We start from the raw sequence: 20,182 nt of genomic DNA, 5'->3' as shown, positions 1-20,182 counted from the left end.
GTGGTTGTTTTACAAAATTTAGCTAAACATGTATTTATCCTCAGAGATTAAAGAAGAGTTATTTAAGAATCATGGACGGTTAAAATCTGCTACTGACACAGGATCTCCTGAGTCTCAGATTGCCCTCTTTACACACAGAATCAAGCATTTGACTGAGCATTTGAAGTCAAATAAGAAGGATCACTCCTCAAGACTTGGTTTATTGAAGCTAGTAGGTAAGAGAAGAAGCCTATTGGATTATCTTCACAAGAAAGAAATCGAGCGATACAGATCAATCATCGCCGAGCTAGGAATCAGAAAATAACCAATCTAGTAAGGTTCTCTTGAGTGAGAACCTTACTTTTTTATTTTTAAGGTTATACCGAAACTTTTACCACTTACGACGCAAACTAACAATTATTTATGTTACCGAATTTAATCACCAAGACCATCACGCTTGAAGATGGCAGAGAAATTATAATAGAAACCGGTGCATTGGCTAAACAAGCTGATGGATCAGTAGTAGTGAAGATGGGTAAGGCTATGCTTTTGGCTACAGTAGTATCCAAGAAGGAAGCTGGAGAAGGGGTGGACTTTTTACCAATGTCAGTTGATTACCAAGAGAAGTTTGCTTCCTCAGGAAAGATCCCAGGAGGTTTTTTGAAGAGAGAAGGAAGACTTTCCGATTACGAGATTTTGATTAGCCGTATTGTAGATAGAGCTATTCGCCCAATTTTCCCAGATGATTATCACGCAGATACTCAGATCGCCATTACCTTAATAAGTGGTGATGAGGATGTGCTTCCAGATGCACTAGCAGGTCTTGCGGCTTCTGCTGCTTTAGCAGTTTCTGATATACCTTTCAATGGTCCTATCTCTGAAGTTCGTGTAGCTAAAATTGATGGTAAATTGAAAATTAATCCTTCTCCTTTGGAGTTGGAAAAAGCTTCTTTGGAATTTATAGTTGCAGGATCACTTGATTTTATCCTAATGGTAGAAGGTGAAGCTGACGAGATTCAGGAAGAAGAAATGCTAGAAGCGATGCAATATGCTCATGAGGAAATCAAGAGACATTGCCAGGCTCAAATCGAGTTGACAAAGCTTGTAGGTAAAGAAGTAAAAAGAGAATACAATCACGAGAAGTCTGATCCAGCTCTTTTCGATAAAATGAGAGCAGAAGTTTACGACAAGCTTTATGCTTCTGTAGGCAAACTTATTGCTAATAAATCTGAGCGTTCTGCTTTAATTAAAGAAATTAAGGAAGAGTTCGTAGCTAGCTTAGGTGAAGATCACGGATACGAAGCAAGCCTTATTGGTCCATATTTCAGTAAGATCCATAAGGAAGCTGCTAGAAACTTGACTTTGAATGAGAAGAAAAGATTGGATGGTAGAAAATTGGACGAAGTAAGACCTATTTGGTCGGTCGTTGATTATTTACCTTCTGCTCACGGATCTGCAGTGTTTACCAGAGGTGAAACACAATCATTGACTACTTGTACATTGGGCACTAAGATGGACGAGATGATGGTAGATGGTGCGACTATCTCAGGATACAACAAATTTTACCTTCACTATAATTTCCCTGGCTTCTCTACAGGTGAAGTAAAACCTAACAGAGGTCCAGGAAGAAGAGAAGTGGGTCATGGTAACCTTGCCATGAGAGCTTTGAAAAAAGTACTTCCTCCTGTTGAGGAGAATCCATATACCATCCGTATCGTTTCTGACATTTTAGAATCTAACGGTTCATCTTCTATGGCAACCGTTTGTGCGGGTTCATTGGCATTGATGGATGCAGGTATACCTATCAAATCTGCTGTAACTGGTATCGCTATGGGGATGATCTCTGATGCGAAAACTGGTAAATATTCTATCCTTTCAGATATTTTGGGAGACGAAGATCATCTAGGTGATATGGATTTCAAGGTAACTGGAACTTCTAAAGGGATCACTGCTTGTCAGATGGACTTGAAAGTAGAAGGATTGGATTACTCAGTTTTGAAAGAGGCTTTGCTTCAGGCAAAAGAAGGTAGACTTCATATTTTGGATGAAATCACCAAGACTCTTGCAGCTCCTAAGGCAGAATTGAAGCCTCATACGCCAAGATCTTTCATCATGATGATTCCAAAGGAATTGATTGGTGCGGTGATTGGACCAGGTGGTAAGGTGATTCAGGAAATCCAGAAGGATACTGGAGCTACTATTGTCATTGAAGAAGTTGATAATCAGGGTAAAATCAATATTTTCTCTGCAAATCAAGATAAACTTAATGCTGCTCTTTCCCGTATCAAAGCAATCGTAGCGCAACCTGAAATTGGAGAGACTTATACTGGAAAAGTAAAAAATATTCAACCTTTTGGCGCCTTTGTGGAATTTATGCCGGGTAAGGATGGTTTACTACATATCTCGGAGATCAAGCATGAGCGTGTAGAAACTATGGACGGTGTGCTTGAGCCAGGAGAAGAAATACAGGTTAAATTAATCGATGTCGATAAGAAGACTGGTAAATTTAAACTTTCAAGAAAGGCTTTATTGCCAAAACCTGAGAAACCAGCATCTAATTCATAAGGTTAATCGAAACAATTGATTAATTTGATTCTCTTAATATATTAAAATTCACAAATCATATTCCTGAATGAGGCAGCTAAAGATTAGCAAACAGATTACCAACAGAGAAAGTCAGTCCCTGGATAAATATCTTCAAGAGATTGGAAAAGTTGACCTGTTGACAGCAGATGAAGAAGTAGTTCTGGCCAAGAGAATTAGAGAAGGTGACCAATTGGCACTGGAAAAATTGACCAAAGCCAACCTTCGATTTGTAGTATCAGTTGCCAAGCAGTATCAAAACCAAGGACTTTCTTTGGGAGATTTGATCAATGAGGGAAACCTTGGTTTGATCAAAGCTGCGCAGCGATTTGATGAAACTCGTGGATTTAAATTCATTTCTTATGCCGTTTGGTGGATTAGACAATCTATCCTTCAGGCACTTGCAGAGCAGTCAAGAATTGTACGTCTTCCATTGAACAGAGTAGGTTCATTGAATAAGATCAGCAAGACTTTCAGCGAGCTTGAGCAGAAATTTGAGCGTGAACCATCTCCAGAAGAATTGGCAGAGGTTCTAGAAGTAACTGCTAACGAGGTTGTTGATACCATGAAGATTTCTGGTCGTCACGTATCTATGGATGCACCATTCGTGCAAGGTGAAGAAAATAGCCTTTTGGACGTTTTGGAAAATGATGGTGATGAAAAGCCAGATGACGGATTGATGAATGATTCCCTTCGTAAGGAGGTTCAAAGAGCACTTTCCACGTTGACACAAAGAGAGGCTGATGTAATCACGCTTTACTTTGGTCTCAACGGAGAGCATGCCATGACTTTGGAAGAAATTGGAGAGAAATTCAATCTGACCAGAGAGCGAGTAAGACAAATCAAAGAGAAGGCAATCCGCCGTCTGAGACATACATCCCGTAGTAAGACGCTGAAACCTTACCTCGGATAAGATAGCACACAAAACACAGGGGGTTAATAGCCCCCTTTTTTTATACCATCTCTTTTGACCAGTTCATTGTAGTAATTTATTCTATGACTTAAGTCAAATCCTTAGGGAATTTTAACAATATGCAACTTTGTTACTAGGAGAGAATTCGTAAAATTTGCCCGATTTAATATTAACTATTAATGAAACCAGAAATTGAAAAAGTAAAAGTTTTGATCATTGGATCAGGACCGGCAGGTTATACTGCAGCGATATATGCTTCAAGAGCAGGACTTTCTCCTGTATTGTATACCGGTGCACAGCCAGGTGGTCAACTGACCATTACTAATGATGTCGAAAATTATCCCGGGTATCCAAATAGTATCACTGGACCGGAGATGATGGAAGACTTTAGAAAACAAGCCGAACGATTTGGTACTCAGGTGAGATATGGCTTGGCCACAAGTGTGGATTTCACCACCAAACCTCATACGGTCATTATAGATGAGCAGGTAACTATTCATGCGGATACTGTTTTAATATCCACAGGGGCCTCTGCTAAATGGTTAGGAATAGAAAGTGAAACTCGACTCAATGGCAAGGGGGTTTCTGCCTGTGCAGTTTGCGATGGGTTTTTCTTCAGAGGTCAGGAAGTTGCAATAGTTGGAGCAGGGGATACTGCATGTGAAGAAGCTTCTTACCTTTCCAATATTTGTAGTAAAGTTTACATGCTTGTGCGTAAGGACGAGATGCGTGCATCTCAAATCATGCAAAAACGTGTGATGAACAACCCAAAGATTGAAATCCTCTGGAATACTGAGACAGATGAAATACTGGGCGAGGATGAGGTAAATGGCCTTAGAATCTTTAACAATAAAACTGGAGAAAAATCAGAAATCGCCATTTCTGGCTTCTTTGTTGCTATTGGACATCAACCAAACACCGGTATATTCAAAGATTATATTCATATGGATGAAGCCGGGTATATCAAAACTATCCCAGGAAGTACAAAAACCAACATCGAAGGCGTTTTTGCTTGTGGAGATGCTCAAGATAACATCTACAGGCAAGCAGTCACTGCGGCAGGCACAGGTTGTATGGCTGCTTTGGATGCTGAGCGATATTTGGCTGAGTTCGAGAATGATTAAACCCAATAGATGAGGTACTCAATCCTATTTGTAGTCTTTTGTTTAAATCTGAGCATTGGCGCTTTAAATGCCAATGCTCAAATTTTTCCTAAGATTATCAAGAAAAATAATACTACGCAATCTACTGGATCAGGCCAGGAGAGGAGGAATATAGAGCTAAGAGGGTTTGATCAGGAATCTTACCTTAGGACATTATCTTCAGTCACTGATTCCATTATTTTTGAAAATAACGTAAATCTCGGAAGAGTAAGGTCTATTATTAGTGAGGACCAGGATATCATGATTTGGGCACCCACAAATCAGTTGATAAAAGTCTCTGAACAAATCCAAATTGATAGTATCTGGGTTACCGCTTTTGAGTATTACTCTTCCTGGGATTCTAATAAAATTGATATTTATAATTTTGATCCAAAGACATTTTCGGATACTGTAAATATTCGTCTTTACGATGAGTTTTTTGGATACAATTGGAAAATGCCCCTCGAAACTACTCCCATCACTTCATCCTATGGGTATAGATGGAGGAGATGGCATTATGGGACAGATTTGGATCTAAACACTGGGGATCCTGTCTATAGTGGTTTTGATGGCATAGTCCGGATAAAATCTTACGATAGGTACGGGTATGGATACTATATAGTTATCCGACATAAAAATGGCCTGGAAACTCTTTATGGTCATTTATCTAAACAACTAGTCGATGTTGGCCAAGAAGTAAAAGCAGGTGATTTAATTGCGAAAGGTGGTAATACTGGTAAAAGTACCGGTTCGCATTTGCATTATGAGCTTCGCTACCGAGGTTTAGCCTTCGATGCAGAAAAAGTATATGATTTTCCTGAGTACAAAATCCGGGATCAAAACTATTTGATAACTCCTGCGCTTTTTGGTAACATAGTTCAAGCCAGAACAAACGCATATCACAAAGTTAAAAAGGGAGAAAACTTGGGATCCATTGCCAGAAAATATGGTGTTTCAGTCAGTACATTAACTAGACTAAATGGGATCTCAACTCGCACAATATTAAGAATAGGACAGAACCTCCGGGTTCGCTAGCCAAAGTAGAAAATGACAAAGCTGGATATTTTAGTTTTTGCAGCACATCCTGATGATGCAGAACTTGGTTGCTCTGGAACTATCGCAGCCCATGTGGCACTAGGCCATAAAGTAGGGATAGTTGATTTTACGCAGGGAGAAATGGGGACCCGTGGAACTCCACAGCTTAGGCTTCAGGAGGCTGATGCTGCCGGTAAAATTCTTCAATTATCTGCAAGAGAAAATTTAGGTTTTAAGGACGTTTATTTCCAAAATGATGAGTTTCATCAAATGAAATTGATCGAAATGATCAGAAAATATAGACCTGAAATTGTTTTGGCTAATGCAGTAATGGACAGACATCCGGACCATGGAAAAGGTTCTAGTTTAGCCTCCACAGCATGCTTTATGAGTGGGCTACGAAAGATTGAAACTTATTTAGATGGTGAAGTTCAAGAAGCTTGGAGACCAAAATTTGTCTATCACTATATTCAGAATAACTACATCGAGCCAGATTTTGTAATGGATATTACTCCATATTGGCAGACTAAAATAGATAGTATCCTTGCTTTCCAATCACAGTTTTACGATCCAACGAGTGAAGAACCTGTAAGTTTTATTTCCGATCCGGAGTTTCTACCATTCATAGAAGCAAGAGCCAGAGAATTTGGTCATAAAATTCTAGTGAAATACGGTGAAGGATTTACTGTGGAACGGATGATAGGCACCGATAATCTTTTCGATTTGAAATAATTAAGGAGCAAGTCTATTTAGAGACCATTCCCCATCCACTAGTTCGTATTTAATTCTATCATGAAGTCGACTAGGCCTTCCTTGCCAGAATTCCATAGCATTTGGCATTAGTCTATAGCCTCCCCAGTGCGGTGGACGAACGATGGCTTTTCCCTCAAATTGCTTTTGAATTTCTAGTTGGCGTTCGTTGATAGTTTCTCTAGAGCTAATTTTTTGACTTTGCGGGGACACCCAAGCTCCGATTTGTGAACCTATAGGTCTTGAGAAAAAATAAGTATCTGACTCTTCCTCAATCACTTTTTCTACTTTTCCTCGTACCCGTACCTGACGCTCTAGTTCAGGCCAAAAAAATGTTAAAGACGCAGCATTGTTGTTTTCAAGTTCTTTTCCTTTCTCGCTAGTATAGTTGGTAAAAAATACAAAACCAGTATCTACTCCCTTTAATAGCAAAATTCTAGCATTTGGAGCGCCATCCAAACCAATTGTTGATACAGTCATTGCATTAACTTCTAGAACTTGAGCTTTTAAAGCTTCTTCAAACCATGCTTTGAATTGAACGATTGGATCTATGTTTACATCACTGATATCCAAAGATTTAATAGTGTAGTCTTTACGTATTGCTGAGATGTTCATAGCTGGTTTAGTATCAATTAATTCTTAGATATAAAATTACCATAGCCATTGCATTTAAAAAATTATGATCTATATTTTTCAAGAATTTAGAATTTAGATGCGAATGATTAAAGATGAACAACGTAACCCTAAGGCTGGTGATCTTTTAATTTCCGAGCCATTTTTGCAAGACGAAAATTTTGTTCGCTCTGTGGTTTTACTTTGTGAACATTCCGAAGAAGGTAGTTTTGGCCTTATTATCAACAAACCTTCAATACTTAAATTGGGAGAACTTGTAGAAGCATTGGAGTTTTTAGATAAAGAAGTCTTCGTAGGAGGACCAGTAGAGCAAAATACACTGCATTTCATTTATGTCGGAGAAAAGGCATTAGAGGGCAGTATTTCGTTGGGAGAAAATATATGGTGGGGAGGAGATTACGATTCCTTGGTAGAAAAATTAAAGTTAGGTTTAATTGACCATGATTCAGTCAGGTTCTATTTAGGGTATAGCGGATGGGGTTCTGAGCAATTAGATGAAGAGTTATCCGATGAGACCTGGATTATCTGTAGGGAAAATCTTGATGAACAAACCTTCAACTTTACCCCGGAAGAACTCTGGAAAAACCTGCTTAAAAATATGGGAGGGGAGTTTAAGGTAATAGCAAATTATCCTCTTGATCCAAGATTAAATTAGGCAAAATCCCTACTTTTGCCCATATTGCCGCTTAATAGTACTGTTTTTATGACTGATAAAAGTAATGATTTGTCCGACAAGGACAAGGTGACTCAAGCCTCCAATTCTGAAGAGGTGAAGGGTATCGAAAAGGAAATTAAATCTGAAACTAAGGAAGAATCTCCGGATGATAGGATACCTGAACCTACTTCAAAGGTAGATTCAAAACCAGAGAACGACTCGGAAGCTGAATTGACCACGGAATCTTTAGAGGCTGTGGAAGAAGAGACTACAGAAGCTCCTATAACTGCTGTCAACGACCCTGTATCAGCGGAGCCGACGCCCTCAACTGAACCTACTAATGAAGGACAAGTAGATGATGTAACGGAACAGACGGATTCAGAATCCGAAGAGAGTGATTCTGAGGATGAAGATGACGATCATCATGAAGAGGAGATCGAGGTATCTACACTGTCCAAAATAGAACTTGTGGCTTTGCTAAAAAGCAAAGTGAAACAGGAGAATATTTATAGAATTGATAAGCTTGTCCATGAAATCAAGGCAGCTTTTGATGAATATACACATAAGGAGAAGGATGAAGCGCTAGAGAAATTTAAAGCTGAAGGTGGCTCGGAAGACGATTTTGACTTCCGTCCAAGCGACGAAGAAAAGGAATTCAATACCTATTATTACGAATATCGCCATCAAATAGGAGCGCTTCGCAAAGAAGCTGAGAAGAAAAAAGAATCCAACTTGGCGGCAAAGACTGAATTGCTAAATAAACTCAGAGATCTTGTAGATGGAGAGGAAACTACTTTAAGTATGGCTACTATAAAAGCCTTACAAGAAGAGTGGAAAAGCATCGGTCAAGTTCCAGCTTCGCAAAATCGAAGTCTCTGGGCTAGTTACAATGCTTTAATGGATCGCTTTTATGACAATAGAAGTATCTATTTTGAATTAAAGGAACTTGATCGCAAGAAAAATCTTGAAAGTAAATTGGAGCTTGTAGATAAAGCTATTGCATTGAAAGATGTAAAAGATCTTAAAGATGCAATCAAGGCATTGAATGAGCTGCACGAGGAGTTTAAACATATTGGTCCAGTTCCTAGGGAGGAGCAGGAGGCATTATGGCAGAAATTTAAAGCTGCTTCTGATGCAGTTTATGATCGTAGAAAGGATTTCTATGAAGGTCAAAAAGAAGTTTTTAAAGCCAATCAAGATCAAAAAGAAGCTCTAATTGAGTCATTAAAACCATTTGCTGAGTTTAAAGCTGATAGAATTCGTGATTGGAATACCAAGACTAAGGAGATCTTGGAAATTCAGAAAAATTGGGAAAAAATAGGTCCAGTTCCTAGAGAGGCCGGAAGAGATATCAACAAATCCTTTTGGGCTTCTTTCAAACAATTCTTTCACAACAAGAATTTGTTCTTTAAAGAACTTGATGAAATTAGAGCAACAAACCAAGCTAAAGCAGAGGAGTTAATTACAAAAGCAGAAGAACTAAAAGACACTACAGATTGGCAGAATACAGCCAATGCCTTAGTGAGACTTCAGCAAGATTGGAAAAAGCTAGGTCCAACCCCTGAAAAGAGTAGAGATAGTCTATATAAGCGCTTTAAACTTGCTTGTGATACTTTCTTTGACAACAGAAGAGAATCAAATAAGCAGTCCAATGCCGAGTTTGAGGAGAATCTTGCAAGCAAGCAGGCTCTGTGCAAGCAAATCACTGAGGCGGCTGAAAAGGGAGAAGTGTCTGAGGAAGAATTGACCAAATTAGTAGGGGAGTTCAATGATCTTGGATTTGTGCCAAGAAAATCAATGAAGGAGATACAGGCTCAATTCAAAACAGCTGTAGACCTTTACTTAGAAAAACTAAGTCCTGAGGGTGCTGGAAGAGAAGAATTCTTGTTTAGGTTAAATCTGAACAGACTTCAATCGGATCCTAACGCTGTGAAGACGCTTAATAAAAAGGAACATGGTATACGTAAGCAAATTTCTGAATTGGAGAATAACATTACATTGTGGAAAAACAATTTAGAATTCTTTGCTGCCTCAAAGACTGCAGATAAATTGAAAGATCAGTTTGATCTTAAGATTCAGAAAGCAGAAGAAGAGATCGAAAAGTTGAAGAGTAAGCTGTCAATTTTAAGGGAGTTTTAAATTTTTCTCACTCAGAATAAGGAAGATAGGATTTTTCTTTTCTGAGGGTTTGGAGCGAATAAAGTGAACGCCTATATTTGCATCACAATAACGGAATAAGCCTCCTTAGCTCAGCTGGTAGAGCAACTGACTTGTAATCAGTAGGTCATTGGTTCGATCCCGATAGGAGGCTCAAAAAGGGAAACAGAAATGTTTCCCTTTTTGTATTTAAGGAGTACAATGCTCCACTGATATGATTTTTGAATACGTACTTTACACTAAGAAATTCGATCAATTTCATATTGCTCAGACTGAAGATTTAGACAGAAGAGTCGAAGATCAGATACAGATACATTTCATTCGTTTTCAACTTAATTCATAAATGATTGGATGTTCTGATTTAGCGACTGAAGCTCTTTTAAAGCTTAATTTAGCATTCTAGGTGGTTACCTATATTGACAATAATAATTCTTCGATTATTATTCTTTTATACATCTCAAATAATAGCCTGGCAATTCTTGAGAAGGAGAAAAATAGGCAGCATTAGAAGTTGAAACGAAAATCTTAGAGTCCTCTGAAAGATCTGAAATCCCCACAGTTATTATATCTCCGGACTGTTCTGTGGTAGATGTCCAGAAAGAAGCGATTAGCCCTTTTGATCCAAAATATCCAGCAATGTATCTTTCACCTCCAGGAAGTGCATTAAAGCCACTTGTATTGGTTCCAGATTTATTAAGCCAGTACTCCGTGCTTTTAAGTTTTTTACCTGCTTCAAATGTGCCTCCATTGAAAATAAACAAGTCATTCCAATCAGATATACTAGGGATTTTCCAGTCTTTTGGAGCTAATCCTCTTGGGTCAACTATGGCGAAGTAATTATAGATAAGTCCATAAATCTCTCCATTTTGATCTAAATCTTCATAATAAGACCAAGCCGGAATTTGGTTTAAATAAGCATCTTCCCAATCCCCTTGGTTAGTGGCCTGGAAGAGATCATCTCCATTTTTGAATTTCTTTACCTCCAGATTTTTTTTCATCCAAATCTGATTACCTATTTCTATACCATTTTCGGGTATTCCTGAAAGATTTGGATCTTCCGGCTCTTGGCAAGAAAATAGTAGTAGTAAAATTAAAGTCAATGAAAGTAATTTGGACATCAGCAAAGATTAGGGAGTCAAACGTTCTTATTTAAACGATTTTGAATGGATTCATTTTCCTTTTTTCTAAACAATTAAAGCTTTTATTATTTAGGTTAACATCTTTTTAAACTAGTCAAAAAATGTATTCAGGAAATACTCAGCAAGAATCTCTGATTTCAATTCTGTTTCTTGTAGTTAGATTTTTTGCCTAGTAGATTTTTGCTATAAAGGGCAAACTTTAAGTATAGATAAGATACCGAATATTCTTGTAATACCTTAATTGCTAATGTGTTATTTGACTTACTCTTATAATATTAGAAGAAATCGAAGTATAATCTCAAATTCACAGGTAATGTTTTCAGTATATTGAATGATTAAAACCTAAAACCACACAATTGCGCATGAAATCAACTAAACTCGTATTGGTAAGCATAATGTTTATGCTATCGCTAAGCTTTGTAATTGCAGCTTCCATTTCTTCTCCTGAATATTTTGAAGGCAAATGGAATGTATTAATAAAAGGAACTCCTGAAGGAGATGCTGTAATCCCTATTCGATTTGAGACAATTGATGGAAAAACCACTGGTTATTTCTTTGAAGAAGGAGCCACTGAAGAGAAAAAAATGACCTCCGCTTCAATTAATGGAGATGTTATTAATACTGCCTTTACTATTAGCGGCTATGATGTTACTTTATTTTTAAAAAAAGTAGACGCTGACTATGCTAAAGGAGATCTTTTGGGGATGTTTGATGCTGAAGGAACAAGAGTGAAAGAAGAAAGTAGGTAAAGTGTAGAATTAAGCTAAAAACACTTTATCAAGTGGGTATGAAAAAGGTGATAGATAAATCTGTCACCTTTTTGCTTGTAAGCAATTGCATTCAATAATTTTTTTAGTACTACTAAGGCAGTTAAATTTTCTATAAAGCCCAAAACCATCCTTAATTTATCTAGAGAATGAATTATTGCATATTCGAGGGATCCACCACTAAATGTCCAGGAATATTTAATTTCTGAGGGTAGAAGAAAATTTGAATTTAGTCATCAATTAAAATATGATAAACTTGAATTATGACTGAATTATGATTACTTATGGCGTAATATTTATTAAAAAATAGAGTAAGTCAGATAGAACCTATGAAAAAACCATTGCAGAAATCAAAAATTCCCAGTAACAAAGTTTTTGTTATAAGGGAATTGCGAGAGTCTTATTTGGATAAATATTGGCACTCTCATGAAGAATATCAATTAAATGTAATTTTGAAGGGTAGAGGTACTCGCTACATTGGAGATCACATGAAGCCTTTCAAAGAAGGTGACTTAGTTCTTACTGGTCCAAATCTCCCACATGTATGGAGAAGTGATAACGCATATTTTGACCCGGCAAATGGGTTGGATACCCATGATATTGTGATTTATTTCCCTGAAAGCTTCTTAGGTAAAGATGCTTTGCAAAAAGAAGAGTTTGAAGAAATAGCTAAACTACTTGCCAGGGCGGATAGAGGTCTAGAAGTTACGGGGCAAACCAATAAAAAGGTGATGAAAATGATGAAAGAGTTGGTTCATCTCAAGGGCGGCGCCAGTATTATTGGACTTTTAGAGATTCTGGATGTTTTAGCCCACAGCTCCGAATTGCATCCAATCACCAATACAGATTATAAGAGCAATTACAGAGCACATGAAAAGGATAAGATCTCCGAGATACTGGAATATGTCCTTAAAAACTTCAAGGAGAAAATTACACTGAGTGATGTTGCATCCATAGCTAATATGTCTGAAAGTGCTTTTAGCCGATATTTTAAAACACGGGTTAATAAATCTTTCTCCGATTTTGTAGGAGATGTGCGTATCAGCAATGCGCGCAAGTTGCTTCAGGATGAAGACTTGAACATTAGTCAGGTTTGCTATGAAAGTGGTTTCCCAACCTTATCCAATTTTAATAAGCAGTTTAAAGATAGAATTGGCAAAACTCCTATGGCTTATAAAAAGGACTTTATTGAGCCTATGTAAAAGAACTAGGTTTGCTTAGTGCTTTTGATTAAATACAAATTATCCCCTCTAACTTCGATCAAAATGCCCCATTACCTCATCTATAAAGGACAGACTAATCGGAAAAGATTGACCTTCTAGGATCAACTGATGTCGTTCAGCTTTATCTACCAATTCAGAGTTGACGATGTAAGAGCGATGTGTACGGATAAAAAAAGAGGGGAGTTCCTTCTCTATTTCAGCTAATGTGATCCTGCTGATCAGCTTTTCAGTTCTCAGGTGAAAGGTCACATAATTACCAGTAGCTTCGCAGCAGAACAGGTCTTTGAACTTTACTTTGATTTGACCTTCTGAGGTTTTAATATAGATAAACTGCTGCCTATTTCCGGGTTGTAATTGTTGCCATTCCTGAGCCTTTTGGCAGGCTTTAAGAAATCTAACTAAGCTAAATGGTTTCAATAAATAGTCGATTGCATCTAACTCAAAGCCTTGCACGGCATAGTCTGAATAGGCTGTAGTGAAGATCACCTGTGTTTCCTTCGGTAAAAGTGCAGCTAATTCCACTCCTGAAATATCAGGCATATTGATGTCCAAGAAAATCAAGTCTACAGAATTGGCTTTTATATATTCTAAACCTTCTACAGCATCGGTAAAAGTGGTACTAAGTTCCAAAAATGGAACTTTGGAAGCATGAGATTTTATTACTTCCAATGCCATGGATTCGTCGTCAATTGCTATTGCTCTAATCATATCAACTTAGTTGTACAGAAAAGTGTACAAAGTGCTCTGTATCGTTTGCTACGATGGTTAAGTTATGCTTTTGTGGGTAAAAATGGGCCAGCCTGCTTTTGACATTTTCTAACCCTATCCCTGATTCGTCCCGTGGATCTTCAGTTAGTTTTTTGGGATGAATACTATTGACCACATCAAGATGCACAGAGCCCTGCAGACATCTTAGATTGATCTTGATCCAAGATTTGCTTTTCGTGCTAATTCCATGTTTGAACGCATTCTCCACATAAGGAATCAAAAGCATGGGAGCAATGCTGCCTTCACAGATGTCGTCTGACAATTTAATCTCCACATCCAAATTAGATTCGTTTTTGAAACGTAACATCTGTAGATCAAGGTAATTTCTCAAGTAATCTATTTCCCTTGTCAGAGGAATTTTATCCATCTGATTTTCATGAAGCATAAAGCGCATCATATCACCCAGTTTCTGTATACCGTCAGACGTTTTCTCCGCATTTTCCATCAATGCGGATCCGTAAAGTGTATTTAAGGCGTTGAAAAGAAAATGTGGATTGATCTGAGATCTAAGAAAACTGAGATTGGCAGTGCTTTGATTGACTTGTACGGAAAGTGTGTCAATTTTTCCTCTATAATCATCATACTTACTGAATACTATATTGGAAAGTGGAAATACAATTAAAATCAATGCAGCGATCATTCCAACCCCTAGAAGGATAATTTCTGGGACATTGTTCTCGGCAGCTATAATTACAAATATCAGGAAAATCAGGATCAACAAACCCCACAAGAACCAACGATAAGCTTTGATATTACCTTTTAATTTATTTCTGTAAAGCAGGTAGTAATTATAAAGTACAAAGAAGGCTATCCCTGGAATTATCAAAAGTAGAATAAACAAAATTGCCTCATTAACGAAAATTTGGGAGACAAATAGGAATACTCCAAGAAATATAAAAATCATAAATAGACGGATTCCATTATATAGCTGAAAATCCTTAAACATTGGAGGTAAAAACATTTTCCGTAACAGATTAGCAATCACCAAATAAACTGAGTACAGCAGAATCACACTTAGATAGAAACGAAAAAAACGTTCGGCACCCAAATTATTTATTGCTGCACATGTGCCAGTTAACGCACCGGTAATAAGCATGGTAAGCAGGGAGAAAAGAATCAGATGTAAAACATTTTTATCTTTTAGGTACTTAGGAATTATAATTAGATGCATCACATAAAAGCCAGCATATAGAACTATTGGTAGTACAACTATCCCAAAGAATTGTGCTATAGGCTCTCTATGGGTTGACATCGCAAAAACGATATTCGTCAACACTATTATCAAAAAAACGAAGGTGGATATCCACCATTCTACATCTCTAAATACTAATCTTTTTGATTTCATATATCACTAATTATAAACATGTTAGATTACCTTGATTCAATTAGATTTGTCTTAATGTTCAAAGTAACCTTTTCCGAATCCTTCTTCGCAGGTCTGCCGTCTGAAAACATCAGCATGATATTGTAAATAAGCGCTAAAAGGATCAGCAAATAAAAGACTTTCTTGGTGTTCATTAATTCTCTTCCTAATTGATAAGACAAGAGTAGTGGTACAAAAAAGTCTTTACAAAAGTATGTGACGAAATGGGGAGTTTGTGGGATGAATAAGAATTTTGGATTATGTAAATACGATTTTAGCGATCGTTGATGGGTAGCTATTGTTATATAATTCTACGATTATCAGCTTTCACTATTGAGCTTTGATCCTCAAAAAGAGAGCATAAGGACTACTGAATTTAGAATTAGTGTGTGCTAGAATGGGTTTTGGAGCAAATTAATGTCCCATATACTTGGAAGGACAAAATACACCATCAAGGTTACCAGAATGATAGAGATCACATTCAGCCAAAAACCAGCTTTAACCATATCCTTCATTTGCAGATAGCCAGATCCAAAAACAACTGCATTTGGAGGGGTTGCCACAGGTAGCATAAATGCACAGCTTGCAGCTAGCGTTGCTCCAACCATCAATCCAAAAGGATGTAAATCAAGCTTCACTGCTACTGATGCAAGTATTGGAAGCAACATGGATGCGGTGGCCACGTTTGATGTCACTTCAGTAAGGAAGTTGACAGAAGCGACGATAATCAGTAGCAAAAGTAAAAAGGAAATACCTTCTATTAACGTAAATCGGGTTCCTATCCATTCTGCCAATCCAGTTTCTTTGAATCCAGCTGCCAAAGCTAGCCCACCACCGAAAAGGATCAATACCCCCCAAGGAATGCGCTCTGCAGTTTTCCAGTCTAGAATGCGTTCACCATCTTTTGAGGAAGGGATAATAAATAACGCTATTACACCAATCAACACTATAATTGTATCGTCCAAGCCAGGCAAAAATTGCTGCAATAAGAAAGATCTACTAATCCAAGCAAAACAAACCAAACCGAAAATACTCATTACAATTTTTTCTTCATAGGTGATTTTACCTAAGGCAGTTAGCTGTGTTTTTATAATGCTTTTTCCATCACTCAAACTAAAACGGGAGGGTAGAGGGTTGGAAAAATTTACCAGATAGTACCAGCATATAAAAAGCATTACTGCAGACAAAGGCAAGCCGAACAACATCCATTCATTAAAACCAATCTCATATCCATATAGATCAGAAACAACACTCGCTAAAATGATATTAGTTGGCGTTCCAATCAATGTAGCGACTCCTCCGATGGATGCACTATAGGCAATTCCAAGCATTATAGCTTTACCGAGATTTTCAGAAATGGCTAGTTTGGATGAGCCAAGTTGATCTTTAAACTGATTTACCACAGCCAAGCCAATAGGCAACATCATAAGAGAAGTTGCTGAATTGGAGATCCACATCGAAAGGATTCCAGTGGCCAAAATAAAACCCAGCACGATCTTGCGAAGGTCTGTTCCTATTAGATTTATAATATTTAAAGCAATCCTGCGGTGTAAGCTCCATTTCTCAATTGCTGTTGCTAATAGAAAACCACCCATATACAGCAGAACTGTGGGGTGCATGTAGTTTTCAGATACATCAGCGATAGGGAGAATACCTAAAAGAGGCATCAAAATCAAAGGGAGGAATGCGGTCGCCGCAATGGGTAAGGCTTCAGAAATCCACCAGATCGCCATCCAAGCAGCTAAAGCGAGCATGGATTGAGCAGATTGGTTTAATCCATTGAACTCAACAAAAAAATTGATTCCTATAAATGCTAATGGCCCAAAGTAAAGCCCTAGTGATTTAAGATTGATCTTCATAAAGTCTTAAAGCTAAAACTTTTCGAGACATATATTTTGCCGAAAAATAAAAATCAAAGCTCAAAGGCTGAAATTTCTGGCCTTATGAATTTCCCATTCGCTTTTTTAAATTCTACTTCAATACCAACTGATAGTTTACTGATTGAATATTGCTCAAAAAAGTTTTGATAGAACTATCTTATCGAGAATACATTGGATGAGTAGGTGAATAATTATTCTATTTAACATAATATAAATTATGTAACATACAAACCCAAAGTCAAAGTCTCGTGAACAAGTTTGCCAATACTTTGTTATGCTATTAAACTAAAACCATTAATCATGAAAACTTTAAACTATCTATTCGCTGTAGCGCTATTATTTACAGTTGCATGTAGCGGAGAAAAAACATCCACAGAAGAAGTTGAAGCTGTAGAAGTTGAAGAAGCTGTAGCCGAGCAGCCAAAAGACATAGTGACTTTGGCGCTTGAAAATGAATCTTTAACTACACTAGTAGCAGCATTAAAAGCTGCTGGCCTGGTTGAAACGTTACAAGGCGCAGGACCATTTACAGTGTTTGCCCCTTCTAATGAAGCTTTTGCTGCATTACCTGAAGGAACTGTTGAAGATCTATTAAAACCCGAAAACAAGGATAAACTAGTGGCTATCTTAACTTACCACGTTGTCCCGGGAAAAGTAATTTCTACTGATCTTACAGATGGAATGAAAGCATCAACTGTAAATGGACAAGATCTTACTATTTCTACAACTGACGGAGCTAAAGTTAATGAGGCAAACGTGGTAACGGCTGATGTCGATGCTTCAAATGGAGTAATTCACGTTATTGATGCTGTGATTTTGCCTCCAGCAATGTAATAAAAAGCTGATTTATAAGTAATTAAAAGCCTCTTTTTGAGGCTTTTTTTATACCTAAGCTCTGAATTTCTATCAGTAATTAATTCAATACTTCGAATCCTACCATAGTAAAATCATCATTGAAACTGCTTTTTCCGCTGAATTTAAGGCAAAATGATTTGATACTATCTAAGAGTTCTTTGATTGGAAGTTTAGAGTTATTCTTTAAAAATGATGTGAATTCCTCTCTTTTCATCATCACATCGTCACTATTCCAAACCTCTAGTATAGCATCTGTATACAGGACTACCTTGTCTCCAATTTCCAGCTTTATTGTAGATTCTGAATAAGTTACAGTTTCCCCGCTAAATGCGCCTACAAGAGGACTTAAAGATGTCAAAGAAATCACTTCTTTAGTGTTGGCCCTGACCACATAGCCCTCTGGATGGCCAGCTTGAGTGTAACTCAATCGCCGGGTATTAGAATCATAAACAACATAAAACATGGTGATAAATGAACCCCGGGGCATTTTATTATAGAGCTTTTCATTTGTTTCTGTAACTACTTTGGCTGTAGAACTAGTCTGTAGAGCTATATTTTTGAAGGCAAAGGAAGTCATGAAAGTCAGTAAAGCTGCTTGTATGCCATGCCCTGTAACATCAGCTATTAATACGCCGAAAACTCCCTTTTCAATTTCAATAATATCATAAAAGTCTCCCCCAATTTGATCCATAGGTTCAAAAACTGAAGCAAAACTAAGTTTGGCGGTAGTTGGAAAAGTTGATGGAAGTATGAAGTTCTGGACTCTCCTAGCCTCTTCCAGTTCATACTTGATTTTATTCTGAAATGAGGCCAAATCCTTATTCGCTGACTTAAGGCTTTTTTGGGTTTCCCGTAACTCTGTAATATCAGACTGTACTCCTACATAGTGGGTCGTTATCCCATTTTTATCCTTGAGAGGAGTAATAGAAAGCCTATTCCAAAAGGGAGTTCCATCTTTCTTGTAATTCAATAATTCAACAGTTGCCTGCTCTCCATTTTGTATGGCTAGTCTAAGAATATTTACAGTAGATTGATCGGTGTCCTTCCCTTGCAGGAACCTACAATTTTTGCCAATGACATCCAGCTTTGTATACCCAGTTAATCTCTCAAATCCCTCATTTACGAAAACAAGCGGTCTATCTATTTGATCCATTGAACTAATAGTAATCCCTTCATTAGCAGTATTTGTTGCTTTGATCAACAAATCTTCAAACTCCTTAATTGATACTATTTCTTTGGGGTTCATTCCCATCTCCAAACAAAAGGGCTTCTTATATTAACTTGCTATACTTCTTAATTCTAAACTAAGAATCGCTAGGTTCAAACCAAAACAATCTTTTTCTAACACCTGAAATATTTTGCTCTTCCTTGCCCCAATTGCCTGAAATTGTAATCTGCAGTATTGAGTTTGATAACTGAAAGGAGCCAAATCCAGCAATACATGCTAATCCTATTTAATTATGGCTCAGGAATTCTAAGGTTAAATCGTACAAGTACTTCAGTTGATTTTTATATGTTTGGCAATCAGTAATACTTTAGCTTTTCGTTTGTGATCATACCTATGTTTTTATCTATTGCATCAGAAATCAGTACCACATCATGGATTCTTAGTTTTTTAGCGGCTTTTGTCATCGGATTATCCAAGGCTGGAATCAAGGGTATAGCGATTATCAATGTGACTTTCATGGCTATAGCCTTTGAAGCGAAACAATCCACAGGAATCGTTTTGCCGCTCTTAGTTTTTGCTGATGTGTTAGCTGTTATCTATTACAATCGTCATACGCAATGGAAATATGTGGCTAAATTTCTACCCTGGATGATCTTAGGGATTGTTCTGGGAAGTTGGATCGGGATGGATCTTCCTGAGCAAACTTTTAAAATCGCTATGGCCATTATTATTTTTTTAGTCTTGGCTATTATCGTTTGGTGGGATCAGAAAAAAGTAGAGAAAGTCCCCACGCACTGGGCTTTTGCGAGTGGAGTTGGAACTTTAGCAGGTTTTACGACTATGGTTGGCAACCTGGCTGGCCCTATTTCTAATATTTACTTTTTGGCTATGCGTCTGCCAAAAAACCATTTTATAGGTACAGCAGCTTGGCTTTTTCTGATTATCAATGTGTTCAAATTGCCTTTTCATATTTTCTTCTGGGATACTATTTCAGAGGCAACTCTACTCCTGGATCTGAAATTGATACCGGCAATTATCCTAGGATTTGTACTGGGAATAAAACTAATAAAGATGATCGATGAAGCCTTTTTCAGAAAGATGATACTGATTTTAACAGCTTTGGGCGCGGTTATTATATTGTTTAAATAAATTGGATTTAACTCAGCCTTGGA

General features: G+C 37.5%; 18 protein-coding genes and 1 tRNA gene. 13 read left to right on the top strand and 6 right to left on the bottom strand.

Going from position 1 to position 20,182, the window contains the following annotated elements:
- Positions 1-28 precede the first annotated feature (28 nt).
- The 6 genes from rpsO to bshB1 all read left to right on the top strand — a co-directional run bounded on the left by rpsO (position 29) and on the right by bshB1 (position 6,384).
- Complete coding sequence (gene rpsO / locus QOL76_RS13035) at positions 29-304, top strand: 30S ribosomal protein S15 (protein WP_057936311.1); 276 nt, start codon at positions 29-31, stop codon at positions 302-304.
- Between the two features lie 98 nt (positions 305-402).
- Complete coding sequence (gene pnp, locus QOL76_RS13030; protein WP_283413405.1) at positions 403-2,544, top strand: polyribonucleotide nucleotidyltransferase; 2,142 nt, start codon at positions 403-405, stop codon at positions 2,542-2,544.
- A gap of 67 nt (positions 2,545-2,611) precedes the next feature.
- Positions 2,612-3,475 (top strand): sigma-70 family RNA polymerase sigma factor, encoded by an 864-nt coding sequence (locus QOL76_RS13025; protein WP_057936313.1) that lies wholly within the window; start codon positions 2,612-2,614, stop codon positions 3,473-3,475.
- A 179-nt stretch (positions 3,476-3,654) separates the two neighbouring features.
- Positions 3,655-4,599 (top strand): thioredoxin-disulfide reductase, encoded by a 945-nt coding sequence (gene trxB / locus QOL76_RS13020; protein ID WP_283413404.1) that lies wholly within the window; start codon positions 3,655-3,657, stop codon positions 4,597-4,599.
- A 9-nt stretch (positions 4,600-4,608) separates the two neighbouring features.
- A complete protein-coding gene (locus QOL76_RS13015; protein ID WP_283413403.1) occupies positions 4,609-5,652 on the top strand; it encodes a M23 family metallopeptidase in 1,044 nt (347 codons plus the stop codon).
- 12 nt (positions 5,653-5,664) lie between these two features.
- A complete protein-coding gene (gene bshB1, locus QOL76_RS13010; RefSeq protein WP_283413402.1) occupies positions 5,665-6,384 on the top strand; it encodes a bacillithiol biosynthesis deacetylase BshB1 in 720 nt (239 codons plus the stop codon).
- Here bshB1 and pdxH read toward each other — a convergent pair whose 3' ends face one another.
- Positions 6,385-7,017, bottom strand: a complete 633-nt coding sequence (pdxH, locus tag QOL76_RS13005; protein WP_283413401.1) for a pyridoxamine 5'-phosphate oxidase — start codon at positions 7,015-7,017, stop codon at positions 6,385-6,387.
- Between the two features lie 103 nt (positions 7,018-7,120).
- Between pdxH and QOL76_RS13000 the strand changes: the two genes are divergently transcribed.
- From QOL76_RS13000 to QOL76_RS12990, 3 genes are all read left to right on the top strand, one after another.
- Positions 7,121-7,690, top strand: coding sequence for a YqgE/AlgH family protein (locus tag QOL76_RS13000; protein ID WP_283413400.1), 570 nt, complete (start codon positions 7,121-7,123; stop codon positions 7,688-7,690).
- A gap of 48 nt (positions 7,691-7,738) precedes the next feature.
- Positions 7,739-9,829: a DUF349 domain-containing protein gene (locus tag QOL76_RS12995; RefSeq protein WP_283413399.1), complete on the top strand. Its 2,091-nt coding sequence runs from the start codon at positions 7,739-7,741 to the stop codon at positions 9,827-9,829.
- A gap of 99 nt (positions 9,830-9,928) precedes the next feature.
- Positions 9,929-10,001: transfer RNA gene (locus QOL76_RS12990), tRNA-Thr, on the top strand.
- A gap of 286 nt (positions 10,002-10,287) precedes the next feature.
- On the opposite strand, the gene QOL76_RS12985 is transcribed toward QOL76_RS12990, so the two are convergent.
- Positions 10,288-10,965, bottom strand: a complete 678-nt coding sequence (locus tag QOL76_RS12985) for a fibrobacter succinogenes major paralogous domain-containing protein (protein WP_283413398.1) — start codon at positions 10,963-10,965, stop codon at positions 10,288-10,290.
- Between the two features lie 383 nt (positions 10,966-11,348).
- Between QOL76_RS12985 and QOL76_RS12980 the strand changes: the two genes are divergently transcribed.
- Together QOL76_RS12980 and QOL76_RS12975 are read left to right on the top strand one after the other, a co-directional pair.
- A complete protein-coding gene (locus QOL76_RS12980; protein ID WP_283413397.1) occupies positions 11,349-11,735 on the top strand; it encodes a hypothetical protein in 387 nt (128 codons plus the stop codon).
- Between the two features lie 347 nt (positions 11,736-12,082).
- Positions 12,083-12,955, top strand: a complete 873-nt coding sequence (locus QOL76_RS12975) for an AraC family transcriptional regulator (protein ID WP_283413396.1) — start codon at positions 12,083-12,085, stop codon at positions 12,953-12,955.
- Positions 12,956-13,003: 48 nt separating this feature from the next.
- Here the strand turns inward: QOL76_RS12975 and QOL76_RS12970 are convergent, their stop codons facing one another.
- The 3 genes from QOL76_RS12970 to QOL76_RS12960 form a co-directional block, all read right to left on the bottom strand.
- On the bottom strand, positions 13,004-13,684 hold the full coding sequence (locus QOL76_RS12970; protein ID WP_283413395.1) for a LytR/AlgR family response regulator transcription factor: 681 nt from the start codon (positions 13,682-13,684) through the stop codon (positions 13,004-13,006).
- Between the two features lies 1 nt (position 13,685).
- A complete protein-coding gene (locus QOL76_RS12965) occupies positions 13,686-15,089 on the bottom strand; it encodes a histidine kinase (RefSeq protein WP_283413394.1) in 1,404 nt (467 codons plus the stop codon).
- Between the two features lie 410 nt (positions 15,090-15,499).
- The gene (locus QOL76_RS12960; RefSeq protein ID WP_283413393.1) at positions 15,500-16,966 is read right to left on the bottom strand and encodes an SLC13 family permease; all 1,467 of its coding nucleotides are present in this window, start codon (positions 16,964-16,966) and stop codon (positions 15,500-15,502) included.
- Between the two features lie 321 nt (positions 16,967-17,287).
- Here QOL76_RS12960 and QOL76_RS12955 point away from each other — a divergent pair, with 321 nt between their 5' ends.
- The gene (locus QOL76_RS12955; RefSeq protein WP_283413392.1) at positions 17,288-17,821 is read left to right on the top strand and encodes a fasciclin domain-containing protein; all 534 of its coding nucleotides are present in this window, start codon (positions 17,288-17,290) and stop codon (positions 17,819-17,821) included.
- 79 nt (positions 17,822-17,900) lie between these two features.
- Here QOL76_RS12955 and QOL76_RS12950 read toward each other — a convergent pair whose 3' ends face one another.
- Positions 17,901-19,088: a PP2C family protein-serine/threonine phosphatase gene (locus tag QOL76_RS12950; RefSeq protein WP_283413391.1), complete on the bottom strand. Its 1,188-nt coding sequence runs from the start codon at positions 19,086-19,088 to the stop codon at positions 17,901-17,903.
- Between the two features lie 315 nt (positions 19,089-19,403).
- Between QOL76_RS12950 and QOL76_RS12945 the strand changes: the two genes are divergently transcribed.
- A complete protein-coding gene (locus tag QOL76_RS12945; protein WP_283413390.1) occupies positions 19,404-20,159 on the top strand; it encodes a sulfite exporter TauE/SafE family protein in 756 nt (251 codons plus the stop codon).
- Positions 20,160-20,182 lie beyond the last annotated feature (23 nt).

Origin of the sequence: Algoriphagus winogradskyi, assembly GCF_900182815.1 — a bacterium.
Classification (GTDB): domain Bacteria; phylum Bacteroidota; class Bacteroidia; order Cytophagales; family Cyclobacteriaceae; genus Algoriphagus; species Algoriphagus winogradskyi.
This window is presented reverse-complemented; position numbering and strand designations above follow the sequence as displayed.

Bases quoted from the DNA above. Each gene is read 5' to 3' on its own strand.
- rpsO (WP_057936311.1), top strand. From the start codon at position 29: ATGTATTTATCCTCAGAGATTAAAGAAGAGTTATTTAAGAATCATGGA.
- pnp (WP_283413405.1), top strand. From the start codon at position 403: ATGTTACCGAATTTAATCACCAAGACCATCACGCTTGAAGATGGCAGA.
- QOL76_RS13025 (WP_057936313.1), top strand. From the start codon at position 2,612: ATGAGGCAGCTAAAGATTAGCAAACAGATTACCAACAGAGAAAGTCAG.
- trxB (WP_283413404.1), top strand. From the start codon at position 3,655: ATGAAACCAGAAATTGAAAAAGTAAAAGTTTTGATCATTGGATCAGGA.
- QOL76_RS13015 (WP_283413403.1), top strand. From the start codon at position 4,609: ATGAGGTACTCAATCCTATTTGTAGTCTTTTGTTTAAATCTGAGCATT.
- bshB1 (WP_283413402.1), top strand. From the start codon at position 5,665: ATGACAAAGCTGGATATTTTAGTTTTTGCAGCACATCCTGATGATGCA.
- pdxH (WP_283413401.1), bottom strand. From the start codon at position 7,017: ATGAACATCTCAGCAATACGTAAAGACTACACTATTAAATCTTTGGAT.
- QOL76_RS13000 (WP_283413400.1), top strand. From the start codon at position 7,121: ATGATTAAAGATGAACAACGTAACCCTAAGGCTGGTGATCTTTTAATT.
- QOL76_RS12995 (WP_283413399.1), top strand. From the start codon at position 7,739: ATGACTGATAAAAGTAATGATTTGTCCGACAAGGACAAGGTGACTCAA.
- QOL76_RS12985 (WP_283413398.1), bottom strand. From the start codon at position 10,965: ATGTCCAAATTACTTTCATTGACTTTAATTTTACTACTACTATTTTCT.
- QOL76_RS12980 (WP_283413397.1), top strand. From the start codon at position 11,349: ATGAAATCAACTAAACTCGTATTGGTAAGCATAATGTTTATGCTATCG.
- QOL76_RS12975 (WP_283413396.1), top strand. From the start codon at position 12,083: ATGAAAAAACCATTGCAGAAATCAAAAATTCCCAGTAACAAAGTTTTT.
- QOL76_RS12970 (WP_283413395.1), bottom strand. From the start codon at position 13,684: ATGATTAGAGCAATAGCAATTGACGACGAATCCATGGCATTGGAAGTA.
- QOL76_RS12965 (WP_283413394.1), bottom strand. From the start codon at position 15,089: ATGAAATCAAAAAGATTAGTATTTAGAGATGTAGAATGGTGGATATCC.
- QOL76_RS12960 (WP_283413393.1), bottom strand. From the start codon at position 16,966: ATGAAGATCAATCTTAAATCACTAGGGCTTTACTTTGGGCCATTAGCA.
- QOL76_RS12955 (WP_283413392.1), top strand. From the start codon at position 17,288: ATGAAAACTTTAAACTATCTATTCGCTGTAGCGCTATTATTTACAGTT.
- QOL76_RS12950 (WP_283413391.1), bottom strand. From the start codon at position 19,088: ATGAACCCCAAAGAAATAGTATCAATTAAGGAGTTTGAAGATTTGTTG.
- QOL76_RS12945 (WP_283413390.1), top strand. From the start codon at position 19,404: ATGTTTTTATCTATTGCATCAGAAATCAGTACCACATCATGGATTCTT.